The organism is Costertonia aggregata (assembly GCF_013402795.1).
Classification (GTDB): domain Bacteria; phylum Bacteroidota; class Bacteroidia; order Flavobacteriales; family Flavobacteriaceae; genus Costertonia; species Costertonia aggregata.
In genome coordinates, this window is sequence record NZ_CP058595.1 from 839891 (window position 1) to 862878 (window position 22988).

At 39.1% G+C, this 22988-nt stretch carries 22 protein-coding genes; 6 read left to right on the top strand and 16 right to left on the bottom strand.

Features of this window, described 5'->3' with window-relative positions:
• Positions 1 to 29: 29 nt before the first annotated feature.
• A complete protein-coding gene (locus tag HYG79_RS03890) occupies positions 30 to 2240 on the bottom strand; it encodes a tetratricopeptide repeat-containing sensor histidine kinase (protein ID WP_179240853.1) in 2211 nt (736 codons plus the stop codon).
• A 202-nt stretch (positions 2241 to 2442) separates the two neighbouring features.
• Here HYG79_RS03890 and HYG79_RS03895 point away from each other — a divergent pair, with 202 nt between their 5' ends.
• Both HYG79_RS03895 and HYG79_RS03900 read left to right on the top strand, forming a co-directional pair.
• Entirely contained in the window at positions 2443 to 3288 is an 846-nt protein-coding gene (locus HYG79_RS03895) for a DUF4349 domain-containing protein (protein WP_179240854.1), read from the top strand.
• 19 nt (positions 3289 to 3307) lie between these two features.
• A complete protein-coding gene (locus HYG79_RS03900; RefSeq protein ID WP_179240855.1) occupies positions 3308 to 4489 on the top strand; it encodes a vWA domain-containing protein in 1182 nt (393 codons plus the stop codon).
• 65 nt (positions 4490 to 4554) lie between these two features.
• Here the strand turns inward: HYG79_RS03900 and HYG79_RS03905 are convergent, their stop codons facing one another.
• Entirely contained in the window at positions 4555 to 5583 is a 1029-nt protein-coding gene (locus HYG79_RS03905; RefSeq protein ID WP_179240856.1) for a PorP/SprF family type IX secretion system membrane protein, read from the bottom strand.
• 122 nt (positions 5584 to 5705) lie between these two features.
• Between HYG79_RS03905 and HYG79_RS03910 the strand changes: the two genes are divergently transcribed.
• The 4 genes from HYG79_RS03910 (at position 5706) to HYG79_RS03925 (ending at position 9963) form a co-directional block, all read left to right on the top strand.
• Entirely contained in the window at positions 5706 to 6608 is a 903-nt protein-coding gene (locus tag HYG79_RS03910; RefSeq protein ID WP_179240857.1) for a NifU family protein, read from the top strand.
• A gap of 72 nt (positions 6609 to 6680) precedes the next feature.
• Positions 6681 to 6881 carry a dodecin family protein gene (locus HYG79_RS03915; RefSeq protein WP_179240858.1) on the top strand — a complete coding sequence of 67 codons (201 nt, stop codon included), beginning with the start codon at positions 6681 to 6683 and terminating at the stop codon, positions 6879 to 6881.
• A 142-nt stretch (positions 6882 to 7023) separates the two neighbouring features.
• On the top strand, positions 7024 to 9072 hold the full coding sequence (locus tag HYG79_RS03920; protein ID WP_179240859.1) for a thioredoxin domain-containing protein: 2049 nt from the start codon (positions 7024 to 7026) through the stop codon (positions 9070 to 9072).
• 69 nt (positions 9073 to 9141) lie between these two features.
• Positions 9142 to 9963, top strand: coding sequence for a mechanosensitive ion channel family protein (locus tag HYG79_RS03925; RefSeq protein ID WP_179240860.1), 822 nt, complete (start codon positions 9142 to 9144; stop codon positions 9961 to 9963).
• Here the strand turns inward: HYG79_RS03925 and tsaB are convergent.
• From tsaB to HYG79_RS03995, 14 genes are all read right to left on the bottom strand, one after another.
• A complete protein-coding gene (gene tsaB / locus HYG79_RS03930) occupies positions 9960 to 10634 on the bottom strand; it encodes a tRNA (adenosine(37)-N6)-threonylcarbamoyltransferase complex dimerization subunit type 1 TsaB (RefSeq protein ID WP_179240861.1) in 675 nt (224 codons plus the stop codon). The two genes, HYG79_RS03925 and tsaB, sit on opposite strands and share 4 nt — an antisense overlap.
• A 73-nt stretch (positions 10635 to 10707) precedes the next feature.
• Entirely contained in the window at positions 10708 to 12057 is a 1350-nt protein-coding gene (locus HYG79_RS03935; RefSeq protein ID WP_179240862.1) for a TolC family protein, read from the bottom strand.
• A gap of 35 nt (positions 12058 to 12092) precedes the next feature.
• Positions 12093 to 13232, bottom strand: a complete 1140-nt coding sequence (locus HYG79_RS03940; protein ID WP_179240863.1) for an efflux RND transporter periplasmic adaptor subunit — start codon at positions 13230 to 13232, stop codon at positions 12093 to 12095.
• Between the two features lie 35 nt (positions 13233 to 13267).
• Positions 13268 to 14530, bottom strand: coding sequence for an ABC transporter permease (locus HYG79_RS03945; RefSeq protein ID WP_179240864.1), 1263 nt, complete (start codon positions 14528 to 14530; stop codon positions 13268 to 13270).
• Positions 14531 to 14532: 2 nt separating this feature from the next.
• Positions 14533 to 15765: an ABC transporter permease gene (locus tag HYG79_RS03950; RefSeq protein ID WP_179240865.1), complete on the bottom strand. Its 1233-nt coding sequence runs from the start codon at positions 15763 to 15765 to the stop codon at positions 14533 to 14535.
• Entirely contained in the window at positions 15758 to 16459 is a 702-nt protein-coding gene (locus HYG79_RS03955) for an ABC transporter ATP-binding protein (protein ID WP_179240866.1), read from the bottom strand. Before HYG79_RS03955 ends, HYG79_RS03950 begins: the two co-directional genes overlap by 8 nt.
• Positions 16460 to 16555: 96 nt before the next feature.
• The gene (locus HYG79_RS03960) at positions 16556 to 17668 is read right to left on the bottom strand and encodes an efflux RND transporter periplasmic adaptor subunit (protein ID WP_179240867.1); all 1113 of its coding nucleotides are present in this window, start codon (positions 17666 to 17668) and stop codon (positions 16556 to 16558) included.
• Between the two features lie 35 nt (positions 17669 to 17703).
• A complete protein-coding gene (locus tag HYG79_RS03965) occupies positions 17704 to 18960 on the bottom strand; it encodes an ABC transporter permease (RefSeq protein ID WP_179240868.1) in 1257 nt (418 codons plus the stop codon).
• A gap of 46 nt (positions 18961 to 19006) precedes the next feature.
• Positions 19007 to 20257 carry an ABC transporter permease gene (locus HYG79_RS03970; protein WP_179240869.1) on the bottom strand — a complete coding sequence of 417 codons (1251 nt, stop codon included), beginning with the start codon at positions 20255 to 20257 and terminating at the stop codon, positions 19007 to 19009.
• Positions 20258 to 20364: 107 nt separating this feature from the next.
• Positions 20365 to 20574, bottom strand: coding sequence for a hypothetical protein (locus tag HYG79_RS03975; protein WP_179240870.1), 210 nt, complete (start codon positions 20572 to 20574; stop codon positions 20365 to 20367).
• 39 nt (positions 20575 to 20613) lie between these two features.
• Positions 20614 to 21147: a DUF420 domain-containing protein gene (locus tag HYG79_RS03980; RefSeq protein ID WP_179240871.1), complete on the bottom strand. Its 534-nt coding sequence runs from the start codon at positions 21145 to 21147 to the stop codon at positions 20614 to 20616.
• Between the two features lie 2 nt (positions 21148 to 21149).
• Positions 21150 to 21878, bottom strand: a complete 729-nt coding sequence (locus tag HYG79_RS03985) for an SCO family protein (RefSeq protein WP_179240872.1) — start codon at positions 21876 to 21878, stop codon at positions 21150 to 21152.
• 1 nt (position 21879) lies between these two features.
• Positions 21880 to 22512: a thioredoxin domain-containing protein gene (locus tag HYG79_RS03990; RefSeq protein ID WP_179240873.1), complete on the bottom strand. Its 633-nt coding sequence runs from the start codon at positions 22510 to 22512 to the stop codon at positions 21880 to 21882.
• Positions 22513 to 22583: 71 nt separating this feature from the next.
• On the bottom strand, positions 22584 to 22967 hold the full coding sequence (locus HYG79_RS03995) for a cytochrome C oxidase subunit IV family protein (RefSeq protein ID WP_179240874.1): 384 nt from the start codon (positions 22965 to 22967) through the stop codon (positions 22584 to 22586).
• Positions 22968 to 22988: the final 21 nt, after the last annotated feature.

Below are 22988 nucleotides of genomic sequence, written 5' to 3' on the forward strand. Positions count from 1 at the left end.
AACTCTCCCTAAATGAGGAACTAAAAAAATCAATCTCTACTCAGCATAAACCTTACACGGGTTCCAGAGCCATCGGTTTCCAAATCAGAGATGCGCACATCTACCTTGTCCTTGTACATATCGTTCAAGATAGCCACTCTTTTTTTGATATTGCCCATACCTTTGGACTTTTGCTTCTTTTGATTCTGGGTCTTTAGTTCTGCGGATTTTTTTCTTCCGATACCGTTGTCGGTAATCGAAATACGGATGGTTTCGGCATCCTCTTGTCGTAAATCGATTTTTAAAAACCCTTTTTCCTCTTTGTACCGAAGTCCGTGCCATATTGCGTTTTCAATATAAGGTTGTAGCAACATGGGCGGAATCTGAAATGCCGCCACATCAAGATTTGAATCAATATCAATGGTATACTCAAACTTATCGGGAAAACGGGAATGTTCAAGTTTCACATACAGTTTAAGCAGTTCCAGCTCTTTCGACAACGGGATGAAATCCTCTTCGGAATTTTCCAATACTGCTCGCATTAATGTAGAAAACTCACTCAAATACCTGTTCGCACTACGCTCATCGCTTTTGGCGATATAATTGTTCACAGAGTTTAATGCGTTAAAGATAAAATGCGGATTCATTTGCGAACGCAACGACTTCAATGCCAAAAGGTTGTTCGCAAATTTTTGTTGTTGATTGCTCCTGTAAAAAAAGAATGCCGCCAAGCCCATTAATATCAACCCAAAAATAAGGGAATAAATAACCCATTTTTGGATTCTATTGTTCTGTTGGATAAGTTCTTGCTCCGTTAAGGCCAAGTCGTACTTGCTCTGTGATAGTTCACGCTCCTGTTCCAGGCCCGATATTCTATTTTGCTTTATGGCTATCTCTCTATTAAAACGGGCCGCCCTTGATATTTCCTGTTCTTTTCTTGAGTACAGGGTATCGACCAAGGCCACATAATTTTGAAGTTCTTCCAAGGCTTTGGTGTAATCGCCCTTGTACCTGTATACTTCGGACAATTTTCGAGTTGCATCTTTTTGTACGACCAGATCGTCTTCGGAGTCGGCCTCTACTATGCTACGTTCTAGATAAGGTATGGCCTCGTCAAACTTGTTCTGCACAGCATAGGCGTTACCAATTTTGTAATTGATGCGTTGGGCGGTAATGGTATCGGCCTGTATGGGTGCCGTTCTGTTCGCTACAACAGGTTTTTTTAGTTTTTTGACTTCATCCAAGCTGTTTTTACGCAGTTGAATCTCATTGTCATAATCTCCCTTTTTGTTATAAAAATCGGCTACTTTTTCTTTCTCCTGTAATGCTCTTTGCGGTGCTTGTTGGGTTGCCAGTTTCAAGGAGTTGCCATAATACCCTTCTGCCTCAACCAACCTGTTGTCTTTTGAGTAAGCGTCTGCTATTTTTGAATTTAAATCGGTAAGTTTAGGGTCTATTTGGTTTTTTCGAGCTATGGTCAAACCCTCATTATAGTAGGAGACCGCTTTGTTGGTCTCTCCCAAACCTTTAAAGGCATCACCTAAATTCTCGTAGAGCACCACACGTTGAAAGGGGACCAAATCCTTTATTTTAAGGAGCGGAAGCAATAATTTTCTAGCGTTATCAAAATTTTTGTTCAGGATATAGGTTTTGCCCAATTCCAAAGTGGTTCGGGTTGATTTGTGGGCTTCTAGAGCATCGTTGAAACTCGTTATCGCCAAATCATATTGTTGATGGTATTGATACACTTCGCCCAGTTTTGACAATGATTTGCCCAGCTCTTTTTTATTGGCCCGTTTGCCCAATTGAGCTATGGACTGTGTGATGAAATCTATACTCTTTTCTATGTTGGTCTTTTTATAAAAATCGGCAGAGTCCAAATACATTTGATGTTGCAGCGTATTTTCACGTCTCACCGTTTTGCCACGAATACTCGATACATTATCTGGTGTATACCCTTCTACCAATACATCAACATCCTCATCACTTTTTATAATATGGCGTTTGGTCGTGATATCTGGGGACCTGAAAATCAACTCGTCGCCGATAACGGCCTGTATTTTATATTCCCCCAAGGCGTTGGTTTTTGTATAGGCACCTCTGTTGGTCGAGACCTCAACACCAGAAATTGGTGTGCTTTTTTCTTTCCCCATTACAGAGCCTTTTATAACGACCCTCTTAGCACTTGGTTGCACCTGTTGGGACAGCACTATAAAAGAGCTGAAAAATAATATCGTAAAGATGTGAACTGCCTTATGCATATTGTCTAGAATACCCTGTAAACATAGCTGATTTTGATGTTAATAAAAAATACCCGTTCTGTGAAAAACATGGTATTTACCTTAATTTTTGATGCTTTACACATTCGGGCTGCAACTTCACTCGATCAAAAGCACATTTACCTCATTTCGCATTTTTTTAGAAAAAGTTTGAAAATACTTTTATCCCATAAAACAATATGCGATGACACCTCTTGTAAAAAAACTATTCAAAAAAATAATTATAGGATTATCACTGCTATTTGTTGTACTATTTGTTTTTAGGTTGCTGTATGGATATCAAAAAAAGATAGCACCAACTTTTCAAGATAATACAACAGTGCTTAACGAGAGCATACCTGAAGTACGTAAAAACTATGCCTCAAAAAAATATCAGGTCAATTCAGGTTCAAATGCGGTTAGGGTTGATCAGAAATATGAAAAAATAGCGAATATCAATTCCGTCTCCACAAAATTCGATACCGAAGAAGAACGCATCCGAAAAGAGATAAAAGGTTTGGAAGGTCTTATACAGTTTGAAAATAAAAACGGAAACAAAGGTTATCGCAACCTCAATTTGATTATTGGCGTGCCACCGGAAAATTTTGACAAACTCTACAACAACTTGATCAAAATCGGCACAATACGGGCAAAGCAGATTACAAAGAAGGACAAGACCAATGAGTATAAAGAACTGAACGCCAAAAAAGCATCTTTAGAAAAAATACGACAATCCCTAATAGACCTAAAAACCAAAGGCGGTAGAATTGATGAATACATGCAATTGGAAAATAGAATCTTGGACATTGAGCAGCAATTGCAGGATTTAAGCGTAAGCCTTGGGAATTTTGATGACGAAAACGAATTTTGCACCGTCAAATTTACGCTAACCGAAGGTGCCGAACTTAAGATTGGTCTTATGCAACGAATAAAGGTAGCCTTGGAATGGACCATAAAACGGTTTTTAATGCTCATGATCGCATTTACGTTTATGACCCTTTTCGCCTATCTACTGGTATTGACCATTGAAAAAATACGAACAAAAGTTTAATTAAGATAAATAGATAATCATGAAAAATGCAAGACAGATTTTAGGTGCCGGACTCATGGCCTTTACCTTGGCCACATCAACTGCCTGCGAGGCCAAAACGAAAAAAACCAGCAAAGAAACACTGATCGCTCAAGTGATGACGAACAAAGAAAAAACAGCCAATAATACCGTAAAAATAGCCCTGTTGCTCGATACCAGTAACAGTATGGACGGGCTCATCAACCAGGCCAAGGCACAACTATGGGATATTGTAAATAAATTTACCCATGCCAAGTGTGGCAACGAAACGCGTCCCAAATTAGAAATTGCCTTATACCAATATGGTAATGACGCCTTATCATCCAAAGAAGGGTATATTCAACAAGTTTTGGATTTTAGCGGTGACCTCGACGAGATTTCAGAAAAGCTTTTTTCGTTGACCACCAATGGTGGAGAAGAATATTGCGGAACGGTAATACAGACCTCTCTCAAACAATTGGACTGGGGCAAAAATCCGGACAATCTCAAAATGATATTCATTGCAGGGAACGAACCCTTTACCCAAGGCAAATTAAATTATGTAGATGCCGTTACCAATGCCAAGGAAAAAGATGTGGTCGTCAATACCATTTTTTGTGGAAATTATGAACAGGGCATCAATACCAAGTGGAAAGATGGTGCAAAACGTACCGGCGGCGAATACATGGCGATAGACCATAACAAACAAGTTGTTCATATTGATACGCCCTATGACGATATTATCATAAAACTGAACGGAAAACTAAACAAGACCTATATCTCTTACGGTAGTTTAGGTCAGGTGAAAATGGAGGCCCAAGCCACACAAGATACCAATGCTTACGAAATGGAAGAGGCTGTAGCCGTAAAAAGGGCCGTGAGCAAAAGTTCAAGGCTGTACAGCAATTCCTCTTGGGATTTGGTAGATGCCTCGGACGATTCTGGATTTGACGTATCAAAAATAAAAAAAGAACAGCTACCGGCAACATTGAAGGGTAAATCCAATGCTGAGATAGAGACATTCATAGCCGAGAAAAAAGCAGAACGCAAAAAAATTCAAAAAGAAATACGGGAACTCAATACCAAACGAAATGCCTATATCGCCAAAAATCAAAAAGAAGGCAGTAAGGGCGAACTGGAAAATGCTATGCTGAACGCTATTGAAAGGCAGGCGAGCAAAAAAGATTATCGCTGGGAAAAATAAAGGTAGGTTAGGTTGTTTGCGTTGGTCAAAGGGTTTATCAATTTAGATTGATGACCCTTTGATTTTTAATAATTCACAGCAGGACACTTGCAATCGTAACGTTTGGCGGTCTCCTGCCCAAAGTCATATCCTAAGGTAATCTGATGAAAGCCACCATTGTCCAAGCGTATATCACCCGATTGGTACGAATAATTATATGAGAACATGAAATTATTTACGTTTACGCCAACGATAGGGGTAAACAATTGTAAACGCTGTTCCCCTAAGGTTCCGTTTTGTTGAAACTGAGCGCCATCAAAACTTCTTCTGTAGGATAGTCCTGCCCAAACACGCCCAAAGCCAACCTCGCGATACACTTTGGCATTTATGTCTATGGTCTTCTCCTCGGTAAATTCCGTAAGCTGTAACAATACAGAAGGTTCTATCTGCCATTCACTTTTTCCGAACACATAGCCAACGGACAATAAATATCTTCTCAAGTTATCTACCCTCGGAATACCTAAGTTATCAGGATCATCGGTTCTACCAATCCTATATAACTCTCTTTTACTTTCCAAAGCATTTAACACCGAAAAATGTGTATAAAATTCCATAAAATTATAAGATATCCCAAAATCTACATTATAATAAGCAGCTGTAGTTTTAACACCACTAATTGCATTGTCAACTAGAATTGACCTGAACTCGCTTTCGTCCAAACTGCTTAAAAGTATAGTTGGGCTAAGTCCAAAAGATAATTGATTAAGGTTTCTCATATCACGGGAAAAACGCAAATGATGAGCATAAGTTAATTTAATACCTGTCTGCGAATGAAAGCCATTGGCATCATTAAAAAGAATACCTCCTAAACCACTATTTTCTCCTACTCTATAATGTGCATTAAATGTCTGTAAATTAGGAGCATTTACTACATCAAACCACTGCTTTCTGGCTGTTAAGCGTAATTTTCCACCTTCGCCTATACCGGCCATAGATGGGTGCACTAGATAATAATTGTCGGATAGATAATCAAAATAAACCGGGATGCCCTCTTGCGCTCTCGATATGAAACTAAAAGCAAAAAACAGCATTAAAATAGCAAGTGTACGTTTCATCAAAGTTTTAGGGCAGTTATATAAATAATCGTTCAAATATATGTTATAACGGATATAATGCAACATTATTATGCAATAGGACAACATGTAAATAGGTCGTATTTTTGTAAAAAATTAATTTGATGAAAGATTTCACGATTACAACGGTCCCAACGAGCAATCCGGCTATCTTAAAGTTCGAGACCAATCAGTTTATCACAAAAAACAATAATTACGAGTATAAAAATATAGACGAAGCTAAAAATTCGCCTTTGGCCCAGCAGTTGTTTTACCTGCCATTCATCAAAACCGTCTACATCTCCGGTAATTTTATCGCTTTGGAACGGTACGATATCGTACAATGGGACGATGTTAAGGACGAAGTGGCGCAACAGTTGGTAGATTATCTGAATGAAGGCGAGCCCGTGGTAAATGAAACAGAGACCACCAAGAAAGTGCCCGTTACGGTGTATGCGGAGTCCACACCCAATCCCTCGGCCATGAAATTCGTGGTCAACAAACGTATTGTACCTACGGTATTTGAATTCAAAAACATAGATGAAGCCAAAGATTCAGAACTGGCCAAGCAATTATTTCTTTTACCCTTTGTAAAAGAAGTGTTCTTTGACGAAAATTATGTTTCGATAAACAAATACGATGTTGCCGAATGGGATGAAATCACTTTAGAAGTTCGTGAACTCATACGAAACTTCATTGCGGACGGAAAAGAAGTCGTATCACAGCAGGGCCTTTCAAAAAAAGTGACCGAAACCCCGGAAAAAATCTTGGAGGATGACAGCCTTGACGACACCTCGAAAGAAATCATAGCTATTTTGGAAGAATACGTAAAACCGGCAGTAGCTATGGATGGCGGTAATATTATGTTCAAATCCTATGAGGCAGAAAGCAAAACGGTGAACGTGATCCTACAAGGGTCATGTAGCGGCTGTCCCTCATCTACCTTCACATTAAAAAACGGAATTGAAAATACACTCAAAAATATGATGGGTGACCGTATAAACGAAGTAGTAGCGCTTAATGGGTAATTTAAAGTAGCTTTTGATTTACTTTTCCGTGATTTATTCATTATATTGAACTGAATCTTAAAAACACTGATTATGGCAATTTTAAAAGTTATAGAAGTACTGGCAAATTCTGATAAAAGTTGGGAAGATGCCACTAAAAAAGCGGTAGCCCAAGCATCAAAATCGGTCAAGAACATACGCTCGGTTTATGTAAACGAACAAAGTGCAATGGTAGACAATGGCGAAGTCTCCGAGTTTCGCGTAAATGTAAAGATCACTTTTGAAGTGAAATAACCCTCAAAAGAAAGCATAAAAAAAGCACCTTAACAGGTGCTTTTTTTATGCCCGGCCATTAAACACGTAACTTTGAAAAAGTATACGATGACTAAGGTTACAACTCTATTTTTTGAAAAGAACATCCTTATAATTTGATATAATGCCACATAAACACACCAATAACCTTATAAACGAAACCAGCCCGTACCTCTTGCAGCATGCCCACAATCCGGTACAATGGGAAGCATGGAGCGAGGACCTATTGAAGAAAGCCCAACAAGAAAATAAGCTGTTGCTCATCAGTATCGGTTATGCCGCTTGCCACTGGTGCCACGTTATGGAACATGAGTGTTTTGAGGACGAAGAGGTGGCCCGTACCATGAATGCGGATTTTATCAATATCAAAATTGACCGGGAAGAAAGACCTGATATTGATCATATTTATATGGATGCGCTGCAAATGATGACCGGTAGCGGTGGTTGGCCCTTGAATGTTGTCGCCTTGCCCGATGGCCGCCCTTTTTGGGGAGCTACCTACGTAAAAAAAAATGATTGGATAAAAGTACTGAAGCAGCTATCCGATTTACATAAGAAAGACCCCGAAAAGGTAACAGGTTATGCCAAGAACATGGCAGAAGGCATTCAACAAATAAATTTAGTGGAACATAAAACAGATACGGAACTTTATACTTTACCTAAATTGGATGATGCAGTTCAAGACTGGTCAAATTATTTCGACACTTTTCTAGGGGGCTATAAACGTGCACCCAAGTTTATGATGCCCGTAAACCTAGATTTTTTATTGCATTACAGTACTTCCCAAAACAATGAAAACATTTTGGAATATGTAAACACCACCCTTACCCGTATGGCTTATGGCGGCATATTTGACCATGTGGGCGGAGGTTTTTCCAGATATGCGGTAGATACCAAATGGCATGTTCCCCATTTTGAAAAAATGCTTTATGACAATGGGCAATTGGTAAGTCTTTATGCCCAGGCATATGCGGCGACCAAAAATGAGCTCTATAAAAAAGTAATCGAAAAAACCGTTCAATTTGTGACCGATGAATTAATGGATGAAAACCATGCATTTTATTCTTCCCTGGATGCAGATAGTTTAAACGAACATGGTACTTTAGAGGAAGGCGCCTATTATGTTTGGAAAAAAGAGGTACTAAAAAATATTTTGTGCAAGGATTATAAAATCTTTGAGGAATATTACAATATAAACCCTTACGGTCATTGGGAAAATGACAATTTTGTCTTGATACGTGACAAGACCAACGCGGCGATAGCAAAAAAGTATTCGATTACCGTTGAACAGCTCAATGCAACACTGGAAACATGCTTGGCGCTACTTTCTAAGGAGCGGGACAAAAGGAGCAGACCAAGGCTGGACGACAAAATATTGACATCATGGAACGGTCTGATGCTCAAAGGATTGGTTGACGCATATAGATACTTACAAAACAATGAGTATCTACAGTTGGCCCAACAAAACGGAAATTTTATCATGAATACGATGATGAAAAAAGATGGGAGTCTTTTTCATAACCACAAAAATGGCAAAAGCACTATAAATGGGTATTTAGAGGATTATGCATCGGTCATTGATGCATTCATAGGCCTGTACGAAGTTACTTTTGATACCAAATGGCTCAATTCGGCCAAAAACTTGACGAACTATTGTATTGCCCATTTTTATGACAATGGCAGTGGTCTATTTTTCTTTACATCAAAAAAAGACCCTTTTGTCATTAGAAGAACACTGGAAGTGGCCGACAATGTGATACCCGCATCCAACTCCATTATGGCGAAGAACCTTTTTAAACTCTCCAAACTTTTTTCTGATGAAAGTTATGCCGAAAAGGTCAACATTATGCTGAAAAACGTACAGGACAATTTTGGTAAAAACGCACAAAGCCACGCCAATTGGTTACACTTGATATTATATAAAAACCAGCCTTATTATGAAGTCGCTATCGTAGGAAAAGAATACATATACAAAGCAAAAGAAATACACCAAGCCTATTTGCCAAATACTGTACTTGCGGCAACCGAAAAAGACGGGGAACTTGCATTGGTACAGCATAGGCATATTGAGCATTCTACTCAAATTTATATTTGCGAAGAAGGTGTTTGCAAGCTTCCATTGACCCAAACAAAAAAAGCTTTAGCCCTATTGAACAAGACCATGGTACGTTAACAATAGTTTAATGAAATTGGTTTGTGTTACTATTTTCAATTTTCAACATTTGCAAAAATTAAAACTTTTATGGAACAATTCACAAATTATAAAGAACATATCGATAACGCCATCAAATGGTTTTGGGAAGCTTTGCCCAGCTTGGTATTAGCCATAATACTTTTAATAGTCGGCACCTATATCATTAGATTGATAAACAAACTGGTACGTAAGTTTTTTCAAAAAAAAGATTACGATCCATCATTGGAAACTTTTCTGCAAAGCTTCATTTCCATAGCGTTAAAAATTATACTGTTTGTACTGGTAATCACACAATTGGGAGTTCAATCCTCGTCTTTGGTAGCCATAATCGGTGCTGCAGGTCTAGCTATTGGTTTGGCCTTACAGGGGTCGCTGTCCAACTTTGCGGGTGGTGTTCTGATATTGCTCTTCAAACCCTTTAAGGTCGGGGATTTTATCTCTGCACAGGGCGTGGATGGCACGGTAAAGGAAATATCGATATTCACGACAAAATTGAATACATTTGGTAACCAAGTGGCCATAATTCCAAACGGGCAACTCTCCAACAACAACATCATCAATTACAATGCAGAAAGTACTAGGCGCGACAAAATAGATGTTGGTATAGGTTATGGTTCAAACATTAAAAAAGCAAAGGATATTTTATTGCAGATATGTGCTGAAAACGAAAACATACTCAAAGAACCGGCTCCCGAAGTATATGTTGGGGAGTTGGCCGATAGTTCGGTAAATCTTACACTACGTTTTTGGGCAAACAACGATGTTTTTTGGTCCGCCCATTTTTATGTGATGGAAGAATTAAAACATAGGTTTGATGCCGAAAATATTGAAATTCCTTTCCCGCAAAGGGATATACATAATAAGTCTTAAGGTTTATTGATCGTACCGATGAAATCTTTCAAATAAAAAGGCTCAAAGTAAGCTACATCCTCAAAATCGTTTGCTTTGAGTTTTTCATATGATAAAATCGCCATTTCTTTTGAAGACGGAACGACATGTGTATCAAAATGGACATTAGTGTGACGAACGATCTTTTTACATTTTTCCGCCCCGCTCCCCAATAAAAGCGTTTTGCCTTTTTGCAGATATTCCAAGAAGGAATTTTCATCAATAATTTCGGCCTTGGTATCTCTTATAATATTGACTTCTGTATCAAAAACCTTGGAATAGACCTCCATTCGCCTAGCATCCAAGAGCGGGATTATAAAATCGTAGGTTTTTGCCGCACCCTGAAAAGCCATGCTGTCTAATGTTGCGATGGAAACCAAGGGTATATCCAAAGCAAAACAAAGGCCCTTAGCGGCCGAAACCCCAATTCTGAGTCCAGTATAAGATCCAGGCCCTTTGCTGACGGCAATGGCATCTAAATCACGAAAAGAGACAGAAGCTTCTTTCAATACCTTCTCGATAAAAATATGCAACTGTTCAGAATGGGAATAGTTTGGGGTATTATGCTCTTTCAACGCTAAACGTTTGCCGTTTTTGGCCACGCACACCGAGCAGTTGGTCGTAGCGGTCTCTAAATTTAGAATCAATGCCATATCAACAGCGAATATAAAAAGACCTGCTAGGTTATAAAAACCTAACAGGCCATTCTGAACATTTATCTATTTTCTAATCGATTGAAATTGGCATCCCAAAATAAAATTCCAATATCTTTAATCTAAAAATATAATCATACTTGGTCCTGATTACCTCAGCTTCGGCATTGTCTACCCTTGCCTGTGCCTGACTAAAATCAAAGGCGTTCATCAACCCAACATCAAAACGCTCTTTGGAGTACTCATAGGCCAATCTTCTGGCTTCCAACGTTTTTTGTGCGGCTTCGTAGGATTTTGAAAAGTTTTTCACGTCTACATAAGCCTGGTTAATGTTGGTCTCCAACTCCAGTTTAGTTTGCTCTAACTGTATCTTGGACTGTAATACGTTTATTTTTGATCGTTTGATATCATTACGTGTACTGAAACCGTTGAAAATCGGAATGCTTAATTGTGCTCCATAGGAAATACCGTCAAAAATCCATAGTTGATCTGTAAAGTTAGGTGTAAACGGTGTATTGTTCTCGTCCAGTAATTGGGTAACATCAGAATACCTTGTACCATAGTTAAAAAATCCTGTTAAGGTAGGCAACAAAGCACCTTTGGAGATTTTCAAATCCTTTTCTGCCAGTGCTACATTGGATTCAGAGAATTTTATATCGTTCCTAAAGGTCAATGCCTTGTCGTAAATCACCTTTGCTGAATTGTTCAAAATATCCGAAGGAGGCACATCAAACTCCTCATCGGCTATATCAAAGTTTTCATAATCGGTAATTTGAAGCAATTGTGCCAAATTGATTTTGGATATCAGAACAGCATTTATGCCATTTACGATTTGCTGCTCTTGACCGGCAGCCGTTGCCTCGATTTCCAACAAATCCCCTCTTGGCACTACTCCGGACGCCACCAACTCCTCGGTTCTTTTTAAATCCTGTTCCGTAACCGCATATTGGGCTTTAAAAACTTTTAAGGATTCCTTGTTGGACAATACGGATAAATAAGCATTGGCCACATTAAGCCTAATGTCATCTTTTAAGTCGTCTAAGCGGTATTGGCTTGCAATGGCATTAAGTTTGGCTCTATTGAACCTATGTACGTTTCGTAGACCATCAAACAAGGTTATATTACTGCTAAAACCGGCATTTATATTGTTTGCCGTACTTGTTGTCGGAAGGTTGTTCGTTGGGTTGATGGAAAAACCTGTATTACTGTTGAAAGACGAGGATGCGTTCAAATTTGGAAGAAAACTCCCCAAGGCATCTGATTTATCAATAGCTGCATTTTCAAAATCAAGTTCAAATTGCTCTATGGAAAGGTTGTTGTCCATCGCATAGGTAACACACTCCTGCAAGGTCCATTTTTTTTGCTGTGCCGATACGATTCCCATTGCCAGAATAAGCAATAGGACTGTTAGTTTATGTTTCATTTAGTGATTTTTGTTGATTATTTTGATTGATGTTCTTACTCTTCGGTCTCTTCATCCCCATCTTCCTCTTCTCCTATTTTTACAGGTTCGGTTTTGTTCCATACTTTTACTTCATCGCTTTCCGTAAGACCTGAGACAACTTCTACGTTTACCCCGTCGGAAATTCCGATCTCAATGTCTTTTCTTTCAAACTTTTGGTCGCCTTTAGCCAATTCAACATAAGGTTTGTCCGTTTTTTTGTCAAACTGTAACAAAGCTTCGGGAATGACAAGCACGCTGTCCTTTTTCTCCAATACCAATGAAGCATTGGCACTATACCCGGCACGAATAAAGATATCATCCTTTATCTCTACGTCACCTTCAATTTTGAACTGTACCGCCCCCGTTTCCTCGACACCTTTAGGGGCCACAAACTTTAGCTTGGCGTCTAGCTCTGCACCTTCTATGGCACCCAAGCTCACTTTTAACGGCATGCCCACTTTCAGCTTGCCCACTTCGCCTTCATCTACCTTTCCTTCAAAAATCATTTTACTCAAATCGGCAATGGAAGCGATTGTGGTCCCATCGTTGAAATTATTACTTTGTATTACCTGATCGCCTTCCTCAACCGGTATTTCCAAAATAGTACCTTCTACGGTAGCCCTAATATCGGTATTTGCTGTACTTCCCCCACCGGCAGAACCTATTCGAATGATCTGATAATCGGCCCGTGCATTTTTGAGTTCTTGTTCAGCTTGGTTAAACTGTAATTGTAACGTGTTGAAATCTTGGCTTGAAATTACTCCCTTATCAAAAAGAGCTTTATTACGTTCGTATTCAATTTTGGTGTTGTTCAGTGCCAATTCGGCATTTCTTACCCTACCTCTTGACTGGTTCAAAGCCTGTTCATTGGGAACTACTTTGATACGTGCGATCAAATCCCCTGCTTTTACCTTAACACCTTCCTCTAGGTATATTTTTTCGATAATGCCCGAAATTTGGGGCTTTATCTCTATCTCATCTTCCGGAACTACCTTACCCGTGGCTACGGTTTTCTTTTCTATGTTTGAGATGAAAGGTTTTTGCGTATCGTAGGTTATCGCAGATTTACTATTGGATTTCACAAAGAAGGCAGCGGCCCACAAAGCACCCAACACTAAAATTACGATACCCACCCATTTTAAAACTTTTTTCATTTGTAGTTATTTATTCAATTTGTATTTGGTTTAGTTTATTCTTCTCGCAATGCATCAATTGGTTTTATGCTTACGGCACGTTGGGCAGGAATCAAGCCTATCAACGTTCCCAAAATCACCATCAATGCCAACGACCCCAGAACCAAGGGAATCGGCACAGTTGGGTTGGTATAGGGGAAATCGGTACCTTGTGTGAGGGCATCAATGACTTTTAATGTCAATGCCCCAAATATAATTCCCACGATACCGGCCAACAATGTCAAAAACAATGACTCTATTATAATTTGATTGCGGACCTCGCTCGGCGTTGCCCCGAGAGCTCTGCGTACACCCAGTTCTTTGGTACGCTCTTTTACAGAAATCAATAATATATTCCCTATTCCGATAACACCGGCTAAAATGGTTGCCATACCTACTATCAAGGACAAGAATGTGAGTCCGTTGGAAAAACCCATTATCTTGTTGAAAACCTCTCCCAAATTAAACGAACCGAAAGCCCTTTCATCATCTGGATGAACCCTATGTATACTTCTTAATGTCGCCTTGATATCCTCTTCGACCTTTACGGCATCGGCATCATCATAAGCGGCAATGGTAAGCCAACTTACGTCTTGCCCCGTATTGTATAGTTTTCTAAATGTGGTAAACGGAATGTAAATATCCCCATCAGTCTCAAAGCCACCACCGGGGGTGAATTTATGCACACCTACCACTTGAAAATATATATTATCGAGTCTTATGTAAGCTCCAATGGGATCTTCGCCTTTATCAAACAATTCTTTTTGGGTACGTTCACCTATCACGCACACTTTTCGGGTCTGATCAATATCCTCGTCATTAATGAACCTACCGTTATCGTATATTTTTTTAGTAGCTATCTTGGTAAATACGGGATAATCCCCGTAGACCGGAAAATTACTTGATTTTGTCCCCCTAACCGCGGCAGCCGGTGTTCCGCCAAAAACTCCTTTGGCGTTTCTGGGTGCTATGTACTCTATATCGGGAATTCTATTCTGTAGCACTTCAATATCCCCCAATTTCAGTTGCAATTGCCTACCCGTTTTATACCCACTGTAAGGTATACTTGTGTTCTGTGCCCAAGCAAAAATACTGTTCATGGCCACAGTTTCAAATTGACGCTCAAAACCGTTGTCCAAACCTTTTGACGCTCCCGATAAGCCTATATAAATATAGATACCTACAAAAACCCCGATCATCGTTAAAAAGGTACGAACCTTGTTCTTACTGATCGACTGAAAAATCTCCTGCCATGTATTACTGTCAAATAACTGTCTCATAATTATTCGTCTCTTAGGGCTACAATGGGTTTAATCTTCGCAGCTCGTCTTGCCGGTATATAGCCTGCAATGGTTCCGCAAATAATCAATAAAATCGTAGCGAAAATTGCAGTACCCGTATTTATAAACGGGTTTGTAATAAAATAGTCCTCTTCAAGCGAGTCACCTAAAAACCGCAACAAGGCAACTCCGATCAACATACCGATAAAACCAAAAATAGTTGTAATAAAAACGGACTCCAACAAAATAGTTCTGGTTACATTTTTAGGGGTGGCCCCCAAAGCTTTTCTGATACCTATTTCCTTGGTTCTTTCCTTTACCACGTACATCATTATATTACTTATGCCAATGATACCTGATATGATTATAGCGAAGGCGATACCGGAAATAATAAGTTGCAGGACCCCAGCAAATTGCTGGTTTTGTTTTAACTGATCAGCGATGTTTCGTATAAAAAGACCATTGGGGTCTTTAGGGCTTATGAACTTTTTGTTCCGAATGTACTTTTCCAGACTTTTTTGAAACGCCATTGCACCTGCATATCCTATCTCAGGTTTAAAACCAAGGATTATCTGGTCTATCTTATCCGTATTTTTTTCGATAAGCTGTCTTGTGGTATAGGGTATGTAAATATTTCGCTCTTCATTGTCCCCGCCCTCATCTTGAAAAACCCCTATTACCTTGAATACACTGCCACTGACATCTATATACTTGCCCATGGCATTTTCATCCTTAAAAAGGTCTTCCTCTACCAAACGGCCGATAACTGCATACTTGGTTTTGTTCTTGATATCCAAATCATTAAGATACCTACCTTTCATGATTATGGTCTTTTCGGCAAATTGATGCGGAGGAGCGACCGCCCTGGTACCATAATTATTGGATTCCTCCTTATATTTTACAACTGCGCTTCTTGTGATCCTTGGTGTGATGTATTCAAGAAACATATCAAAGTCTTTTTCAATGGCAGCCAGATCATCGTTCTCGAATTCTATACTTCTATTGGCTTTATACCCCTTGTAAGGCATAGTGGTGCGACCAGGAAATATGAAAAAGACATTGGTAGCATCATCCCCAAAAAATTTGGCAAAGGTATTTTTGAGTCCGTTACCCATCCCGAAAAGCGATACAAAAATAAAAATACCCAAGGCCACGGTAAAACCGGTAAGAAAAGTACGCAACTTGTTCTTTTGAATGGTCTTGAATATTTCTTTCCAAGTATCTAGACTAAACATACTGGGACGCCCTTACTTGTTCTACTTTTTTGTCTTCTACGATCACACCGTCTTTTAGATGTACGATGCGCTTGCACATATGCGCAATATCTTCCTCGTGGGTGACCACTAGAATGGTGTTGCCGGCATCGTTGATTTTCTGTATCAAATCCATGACCTCATACGATGTGGTACTGTCCAAAGCTCCGGTAGGCTCGTCCGCTAAAAGTACCTTGGGTTCGGCAGCCATGGCCCTGGCTATGGCAACACGTTGTTTTTGACCACCGGAAAGTTCGCTGGGCAAATGTGTGGCCCATTGCTTGAGACCTACTTGCTCTAAATATTTCAAGGCTTTTTCCTGACGCTCCTTTCTGTTTACCCTTTGATAGTATAAGGGCAATGCTACATTTTCCATCGCGCTTTTATAGTTGATCAAGTTGAACGATTGAAAAATAAAGCCCAAAAATTTATTCCTGTAATTGGCCGCCTTGGTCTCGTTCAAGTTTTTTATGGGCACACCGTCCAAGGTATAGGAGCCTTCATCCAATTCATCCAACATGCCCAAAATGTTCAAGAGTGTAGATTTGCCCGAACCTGACGACCCCATAATGGCTACAAGTTCACCTTCTTCAACAGAAAAATTTATTCCTTTTAAAACATGTAGGGAATTGCTCCCCATTTTATAGGATTTGTGAAGATTTTCAATTTTGATCATGGTCGGTTTTCTTTTTTCTTTGAATTGCTAAATCCGTTAATAGGACTTACAAAGTCCAAAATTGTTACAAGATTTGCTCTAAATTATTTGTTAAAATCAGTTGCCATTTTCTTCTTCCTCTATTTCGTTCCAAACTTTTATCTTATCATCTGCGGTCACACCTGATTTTACCTCAACGAAAATACCGTCACTTATCCCCAATTCAATATCTTTTCTTTCGAATTGCTGATCTCCTTTTTCAATTTCCACAAACGGTTTTTTCGTTTCCTTATCAAACTGGACCAAGGCTTCTTTTATAGACAATACACTATCTACCCTAGCCAAGATAATTGATGCATTGGCACTAAGGCCTGCTCTGATAAAAACCGAATCCTGTTTTTTTAGAGTACCCTTGATCTCAAACTGAATGGCCCCATTCTCTGTTTTGCCTTTGGGTGCGATATAGTCCAATACCGCGTCAAATTTTAAATCTTCAATTGCCCCTACGGTAATTTCCAAAGGAAGGTTTTCTTTTATTTTGCCCACTTCCGACTCGTCCACTTTTCCTTCAAATATCATTTTATCCACATCAGCTATAGCTGCTATGGTCGTACCTTCGTTAAAATTGTTGCTTTCTATGACCTGATTACCTACTTCTACGGGTACTTCCAAAACCATACCGCTGACGGTTGCCCTAATTTGGGTGTTGGCCGCATTACCATAGCCCCTGGCAGTACCCGTTTTTACGATTTCATATCCTTTATTTGCAGCACCATAAGCCTGTTTTGCTTGGTCGTACGATACCTGGGCACGCTCCAAATCCACTTGAGAAATCACCCCTTTATCAAACAGGCCTTTTTGCCGTTGCAAATTTCTATTTTGGTCGTTCAAAGCAATTTTTGCTTCATCAATCGCATTTTTGGCATTGTTCAGGGCATTAAGATTTGGAACCACTTTTATCTTACAAATTAAATCGCCGGATTTCACATAATCACCGCCCTCAACAAAAACCTCCTCGATGACTCCCGAAATATTGGGTTTTATAAGAACTTCTTCTAAAGGCAGAATACTACCGGTAGCAACCGTTTTTTTAATAATGGTTCTGGTCGATGCCTTATCGGTTTCATAGACTGTTGGGTCTTCTGAATTTTTTTGATACAGGTAATACATTGCCCCGCCAAATAAAACTACGATTAACAATAAAATAATTCTGGTTATTGATTTTTTCATATTCCGATTGGTTTAAATATATCTGATTGATGTAATTATTCTGTTCTGAGTGCCTCGATAGGCCGTACTTTAATTGCTTTGTTCGCAGGAATAAAACCTGCCAATAAACCTGAAACAACCAGTATAACGAGAGCGATTAAAACTACTCCTATACTAACACTGGGGTTCAGGAACATATCTACCGGGCCAACGGAATCTAACAGCGTATTTATACCATAAATAAAAAGTGCCCCAAAAATGATACCTACCATTCCCGATATAATGGTAAGAAAAATAGACTCCATCAATATTTGCAATTTAATAGACCAAGGGTTCTCTCCCAGAGCCCTTCGAATACCAATTTCTTTGGTACGCTCCTTAATAACGATAAGCATTATATTACTAACACCAATTATTCCCGATATGAGTACTAAAATCCCAACAAAATATGCTATGAACCGTAAGGCCCCGAAAAGACTTTCAACCCTGTTGAATTGCTCATACAGGTCAAAAAAACCAATAGCACGTTTATCGTCAGGATGTACTTTTCTGCTTTGCTTTACCGTTTGGATGATTGATTCGCTGAGTTCACTTATTGAACTTCCATCCTTTGCCGTTATTGCCATCCAACCCACATTATCGGACTGATTGAAAGCGAGGGAAAATGTAGTAAAAGGCATGAAAATCTCCCGCTCACTATTCTCGCCACCGCCATTACTGGTTTTTTCTTTATAAGTACCCACTACCATAAAATTTATGCCACTTATTTTAAGGTATGTACCCAATACTTCTTCGTCTTCATCATATAAATCTTGACGAATACCATCCCCGATGACCACTACTTTTCGTTTTTTTTCAATATCGTTATAATTAAAAAAGCGACCATGAGCTACATAAATAGGGTTTTGCTCAATGATTTCTGGGTAATCACCGAATATTCTATATTGTCCGCTTTCAATGCCCCTGATTACATTATCGCCTTCTGATCTTCTAAGACTGTTTCTAGGGGAAATTATACGTAATTCAGGAACATTTCTACGGATCAGCTCAACATCGCCCAATTTAAAATTGAAATCCCTACCTTCCGGAAGCCCCTGATAAGCCATTGTCGTGGTTTCTGTCCACATAAACATAGTATTTGTGGCCACACCATTAAAGTCTTGTCGAATACCATTTTCAAGCCCTTTTCCCGCAGCCAATAAAATAATCAAAATAAAAATACCCCAACCCACACCGAATGCAGTAGCAACCGTTCTTAGCATGTTGCTAGAGAGCACTTCCAATATTTCTTTCCAACGATCTTTGCTAAACATGCTTTATTCTATTTTTACACTGGCTTACTACAAAACCATAAATATATTATTCATCCCGTAAGGCTTCGATTACCTGAACCTTAACAGCCTTCCATGCAGGAAAAAAACCCGCCAGAGCACCTACTACAATGAGTAAAATAACAGTAGAAAAAGCCACATTGAAGTTTACCGATGGATTTAGGACATAATCTACCTCTACATGCGGGCCTACAAGTTCTAAAAGCCCCATACTGAATATTAGTCCCGCAAAACCCGCGATTGCGGTTACAAAAATCGCCTCATGCATTATCATAACTATAATTGACCATGGTTTGGCACCTAGAGCTTTTCGTATGCCTATTTCGCGTGTGCGTTCTTTTACAACGATCAACATGATGTTACTAACACTCACTACACCTGCGATTATCGTCAAGAGACCAACAACCCAAAAAAAGAGTTTGATTCCCCCTATTAATGCATAGTAGCGTTTGGCTTCTTGGATAGGGTTCCAAATACGAATGGCACGCTCGTCCTCGGGAGATACATTGTGTTTTTGCTTAAGATACCGCATTAACTGATCGGTGAAAACAGTATTGTTGGCTACCATTTCATCAAAAGATTCTAGCTCGGGCAGCATAAAATTCATATTATTGATTCTATCTGCCCCATTAAAGGTTAATTGTGCCGTTGTTATCGGTACGAAGATACGCTCCTCCTCTCCTTCGTTCTCGCCATATTCGCCAAAGACCCCAACGACCTTGAAACCAGCACCCGATATCGTCAAATACTCCCCTATCGGAGTTTCGATATCCCCAAATACTTCTCTTTTGATTTTATTGCTAATGACCGCAACTTTGGCATTTTGCCGTACGTCAGTTTCGTTAATATATCTACCTTCCGATAAAAATTCGTTTTCTATTGTTTGTAAATCCCCATTTGTACCAGCTAAATTATATACCAACAAATCATTTTTATAAACCACTTGTACATCCCTTGGAAAAAACAAAACCGATGCCTTTTCAAAATCGGTATTCATTGATGTTGTAATGGTCTCAAAATCCCCATTACGAAGTTGTATTTGCCGACCCGGATTAAGACCTTTGTACTCTACGGTGGTTCTCCTTGGCCAAACCCATAAACTAGTCGCAGCGTCCTCTTTAAATTCGGCAGCTATGCCATTTCTCATTCCCTGACCAAAACCCAATAAAATTACAAGTATAAATATTCCGGAAGCTACGGAAAGACCGGTAAGGAAAGTGCGAAGTTTATTTTTTCGAATGGTATCGAAGATTTCCTGCCATCTCTCGATATCGAACATATGGTGATTGTTTAGTGATTGATTGATGTATAGCGCATACTATATAATAGTAGACTACACCAACGGCAAATCTGTTACACTATATATCTTAAAATAATGTTAAAAAATTAGTTTCTCATTTTTCTATAGATAAAATAAAACAGTCCGGCCACAAGAATATATGGGATTGCCATTAGATAAACAATACCGTTATTGATGCCTTCAGCAGTTTTACCGCCTTCCTCGCTTTCCAGTACAGCACGGCACATAGCGCACTGTGCCTCTACCGACTGGGAGAAAAGCAAAACAAGCAACACAACAAATAAAATCTTTTTCATTTCTTAAACTACTTAGCCCAACGATCGCAAAGACGTGTATCAATTTGCATAATAGGGTGAAATCATGATGTAGACCACTACCCCGGTTATGGCAACATACAACCAAATGGGAAACGTGATCTTGGCCAATTTTCTATGACTCTCAAATTTCTTTAAATACGCCCTCGCATATGTTTTTAGAACCAAGGGAATAATGGCTATCGATAAAAAAATATGACTGATCAATATAAAATAGTACACATATCTTATGATTCCTTCTCCTCCAAAAGCGGTGGACTCCGATGTCATGTGATAGCCGATATACATTAATAAAAAAAGCAAGGACAATGCAATACACGTTGTCATCAATTTTTGATGTAGTTCCCGCTTTCCGTTTTTTATCGCCCAAACCGCCACTATCAATAAAACGGCCGTTAAACCATTTATGGACGCGTATATGGGGGGGAGAAAACTCAAAGGCTCTACGTTCGGTATTTTTACTCGAAACAAAAGTGCCACGACAACTGGTACTATTATTGACACAATAGTTATAAGTGTATTGAATTTTTTCTCCTTTGCAGCAATGGTATCCATAATTATTCCTCCAATAATTTTTTGATATCCTGCTTTAAAATGGATATCTGTTCTTTCTCACCGTCCTTGTTTACCCCTTTTTCCTCAGCGACCATTCCCCGATAATAAATTATGGGGTTACCAAACTTGTCTTTGCGTGAACGTATATAACCTTGTTTATCAACCAAAGCGAACATTCCCGAATGCTCAAACCCGCCGGCAACTTTATCATTTTCTTCGGCGCCCAAATAAAAGCCATTATTTGCTAAATTATATACAGCCTCTCTATCCCCGGTAAGCAAATGCCAATCCAAATCTGTAATCCCATACTTTTCGGCATACTCTTTTAACACCTTTGGCGTATCGTATCTTGGATTAATGGTAAATGAAGCTACTCCGAACGCATCGGAATCCTTGAATTCGTCTTGAATACTTATTAGATTATCGGTCATAATAGGACATATGGTGGGGCAGGTGGTAAAAAAGAACTCTACTACATAAACCTTGCCCAAATAATCTGCGTTTGATATCACCAAACTATCTTGGTTGATAAACTCAAAAGCCGGGACCTTTCTCTTGTTGCCTTTGCTATCTTTTACATATTCAAGATAAATGGGGCTTGCGGTACCGCTCATTCGGTCGCTTTCGACAATAGTGCCTTGTTTTATCCTGTTGATAATCCTTGGTATAAAAATGATTCCAAAAACCAATATTATCAATGATACCCAAACATATGTATATTTTTTATTCATATTATTTTTTTCGGTCAGATGTATTCTTTTTGAGTGCCAAACGATACTCGGCCAAAATGATTTTTACATCATCTTCCATTTTATTGTTGAGTTCAGCTACTGACGTGGTATTGAACCCATATTTTAACCCTTCGTCTTCATCATCTGACCTACCCCTCAAGTTATTATCCTTATCAATTATAAACACGTAAGGGGTACCAAGGTTTTCATCTAAGGTAATATTGGACTCTAAACCCGAAAATAGGGTTCTTATGTTTTGTTCGTCACTATGAACAAATTTCCATTTTTTCACATCGGCCAGTTCGCCTAGCTCTGCTTTGAGTTTCTCGACTTCTGACTCGGTCCCGTGCGGCATGACCATCACAAATTGAAAGTCCTTGAACTCGTAAAAACGTTTGTATATTTTTTGATTTAAATTAAAGGCATTACCCTTTTTCTGGCCCACGTCATTTCCCAAAAAACCCAAAACGGTAATCTTTTCCTTAAAGGTTTGGCCGGCATCCAAGAGGCTTATATCGGGTACATTTTTGGTAACTATGGCCAACTTCCCAAAGTTGGTAACCCCCGAAGCAAAAAACAGATATACCACGATGGGCATTACAAATAAAACAACTAAAACAAAGGTCTTTTTCAATAGCTTAAATTATAGTACAAAAATAAAAAAGACGGCTCTAAAGACCGTCTTTTAATACTGTTAATTATACGTTAGAAATCTATTTTTATAAAGCCGTCCTTGAAGACGTTATAAATATAATCCGCTTCAAAAAGGAGTATAAAGACCAAATAGGCCACCAAAAAAATAGGAGTCCAAACTATGGCTCTACGCAAGGAGCTTTTTTCATCCCTAAGGTGCATAAAGTCCCATGCGATGTAATATGCTTTTACCAATGTTAAAATGATGAATATCCAATTCAACAATTTCATGCCTAGAAAGGTTCCTTTGACCAAAACTGCAGGTTTCATAATACCCAAGGCTACCTCAATAGCGGTTACTACGGAAAGGAATATCAAAACACCCCATATTTTCTGGGTATTGGACTTAAATTTTAGTAGCCCCCTGAATATCTCTAATTTATGTTCGTGTGCCATTTCTCAATTTATAATTTAAAT

What these genes read in the sequence shown, in the direction of transcription:
- HYG79_RS03890 (WP_179240853.1), bottom strand. Translation starts at nt 2,240, where the DNA reads ATGCATAAGGCAGTTCACATCTTTACGATATTATTTTTCAGCTCTTTT.
- HYG79_RS03995 (WP_179240874.1), bottom strand. Translation starts at nt 22,967, where the DNA reads ATGGCACACGAACATAAATTAGAGATATTCAGGGGGCTACTAAAATTT.
- HYG79_RS03905 (WP_179240856.1), bottom strand. Translation starts at nt 5,583, where the DNA reads ATGAAACGTACACTTGCTATTTTAATGCTGTTTTTTGCTTTTAGTTTC.
- HYG79_RS03935 (WP_179240862.1), bottom strand. Translation starts at nt 12,057, where the DNA reads ATGAAACATAAACTAACAGTCCTATTGCTTATTCTGGCAATGGGAATC.
- HYG79_RS03940 (WP_179240863.1), bottom strand. Translation starts at nt 13,232, where the DNA reads ATGAAAAAAGTTTTAAAATGGGTGGGTATCGTAATTTTAGTGTTGGGT.
- HYG79_RS03910 (WP_179240857.1), top strand. Translation starts at nt 5,706, where the DNA reads ATGAAAGATTTCACGATTACAACGGTCCCAACGAGCAATCCGGCTATC.
- HYG79_RS03900 (WP_179240855.1), top strand. Translation starts at nt 3,308, where the DNA reads ATGAAAAATGCAAGACAGATTTTAGGTGCCGGACTCATGGCCTTTACC.
- HYG79_RS03925 (WP_179240860.1), top strand. Translation starts at nt 9,142, where the DNA reads ATGGAACAATTCACAAATTATAAAGAACATATCGATAACGCCATCAAA.
- HYG79_RS03915 (WP_179240858.1), top strand. Translation starts at nt 6,681, where the DNA reads ATGGCAATTTTAAAAGTTATAGAAGTACTGGCAAATTCTGATAAAAGT.
- HYG79_RS03965 (WP_179240868.1), bottom strand. Translation starts at nt 18,960, where the DNA reads ATGTTTAGCAAAGATCGTTGGAAAGAAATATTGGAAGTGCTCTCTAGC.
- HYG79_RS03975 (WP_179240870.1), bottom strand. Translation starts at nt 20,574, where the DNA reads ATGAAAAAGATTTTATTTGTTGTGTTGCTTGTTTTGCTTTTCTCCCAG.
- HYG79_RS03970 (WP_179240869.1), bottom strand. Translation starts at nt 20,257, where the DNA reads ATGTTCGATATCGAGAGATGGCAGGAAATCTTCGATACCATTCGAAAA.
- tsaB (WP_179240861.1), bottom strand. Translation starts at nt 10,634, where the DNA reads ATGGCATTGATTCTAAATTTAGAGACCGCTACGACCAACTGCTCGGTG.
- HYG79_RS03960 (WP_179240867.1), bottom strand. Translation starts at nt 17,668, where the DNA reads ATGAAAAAATCAATAACCAGAATTATTTTATTGTTAATCGTAGTTTTA.
- HYG79_RS03895 (WP_179240854.1), top strand. Translation starts at nt 2,443, where the DNA reads ATGACACCTCTTGTAAAAAAACTATTCAAAAAAATAATTATAGGATTA.
- HYG79_RS03950 (WP_179240865.1), bottom strand. Translation starts at nt 15,765, where the DNA reads ATGTTTAGTCTAGATACTTGGAAAGAAATATTCAAGACCATTCAAAAG.
- HYG79_RS03980 (WP_179240871.1), bottom strand. Translation starts at nt 21,147, where the DNA reads ATGGATACCATTGCTGCAAAGGAGAAAAAATTCAATACACTTATAACT.
- HYG79_RS03985 (WP_179240872.1), bottom strand. Translation starts at nt 21,878, where the DNA reads ATGAATAAAAAATATACATATGTTTGGGTATCATTGATAATATTGGTT.
- HYG79_RS03920 (WP_179240859.1), top strand. Translation starts at nt 7,024, where the DNA reads ATGCCACATAAACACACCAATAACCTTATAAACGAAACCAGCCCGTAC.
- HYG79_RS03955 (WP_179240866.1), bottom strand. Translation starts at nt 16,459, where the DNA reads ATGATCAAAATTGAAAATCTTCACAAATCCTATAAAATGGGGAGCAAT.
- HYG79_RS03945 (WP_179240864.1), bottom strand. Translation starts at nt 14,530, where the DNA reads ATGAGACAGTTATTTGACAGTAATACATGGCAGGAGATTTTTCAGTCG.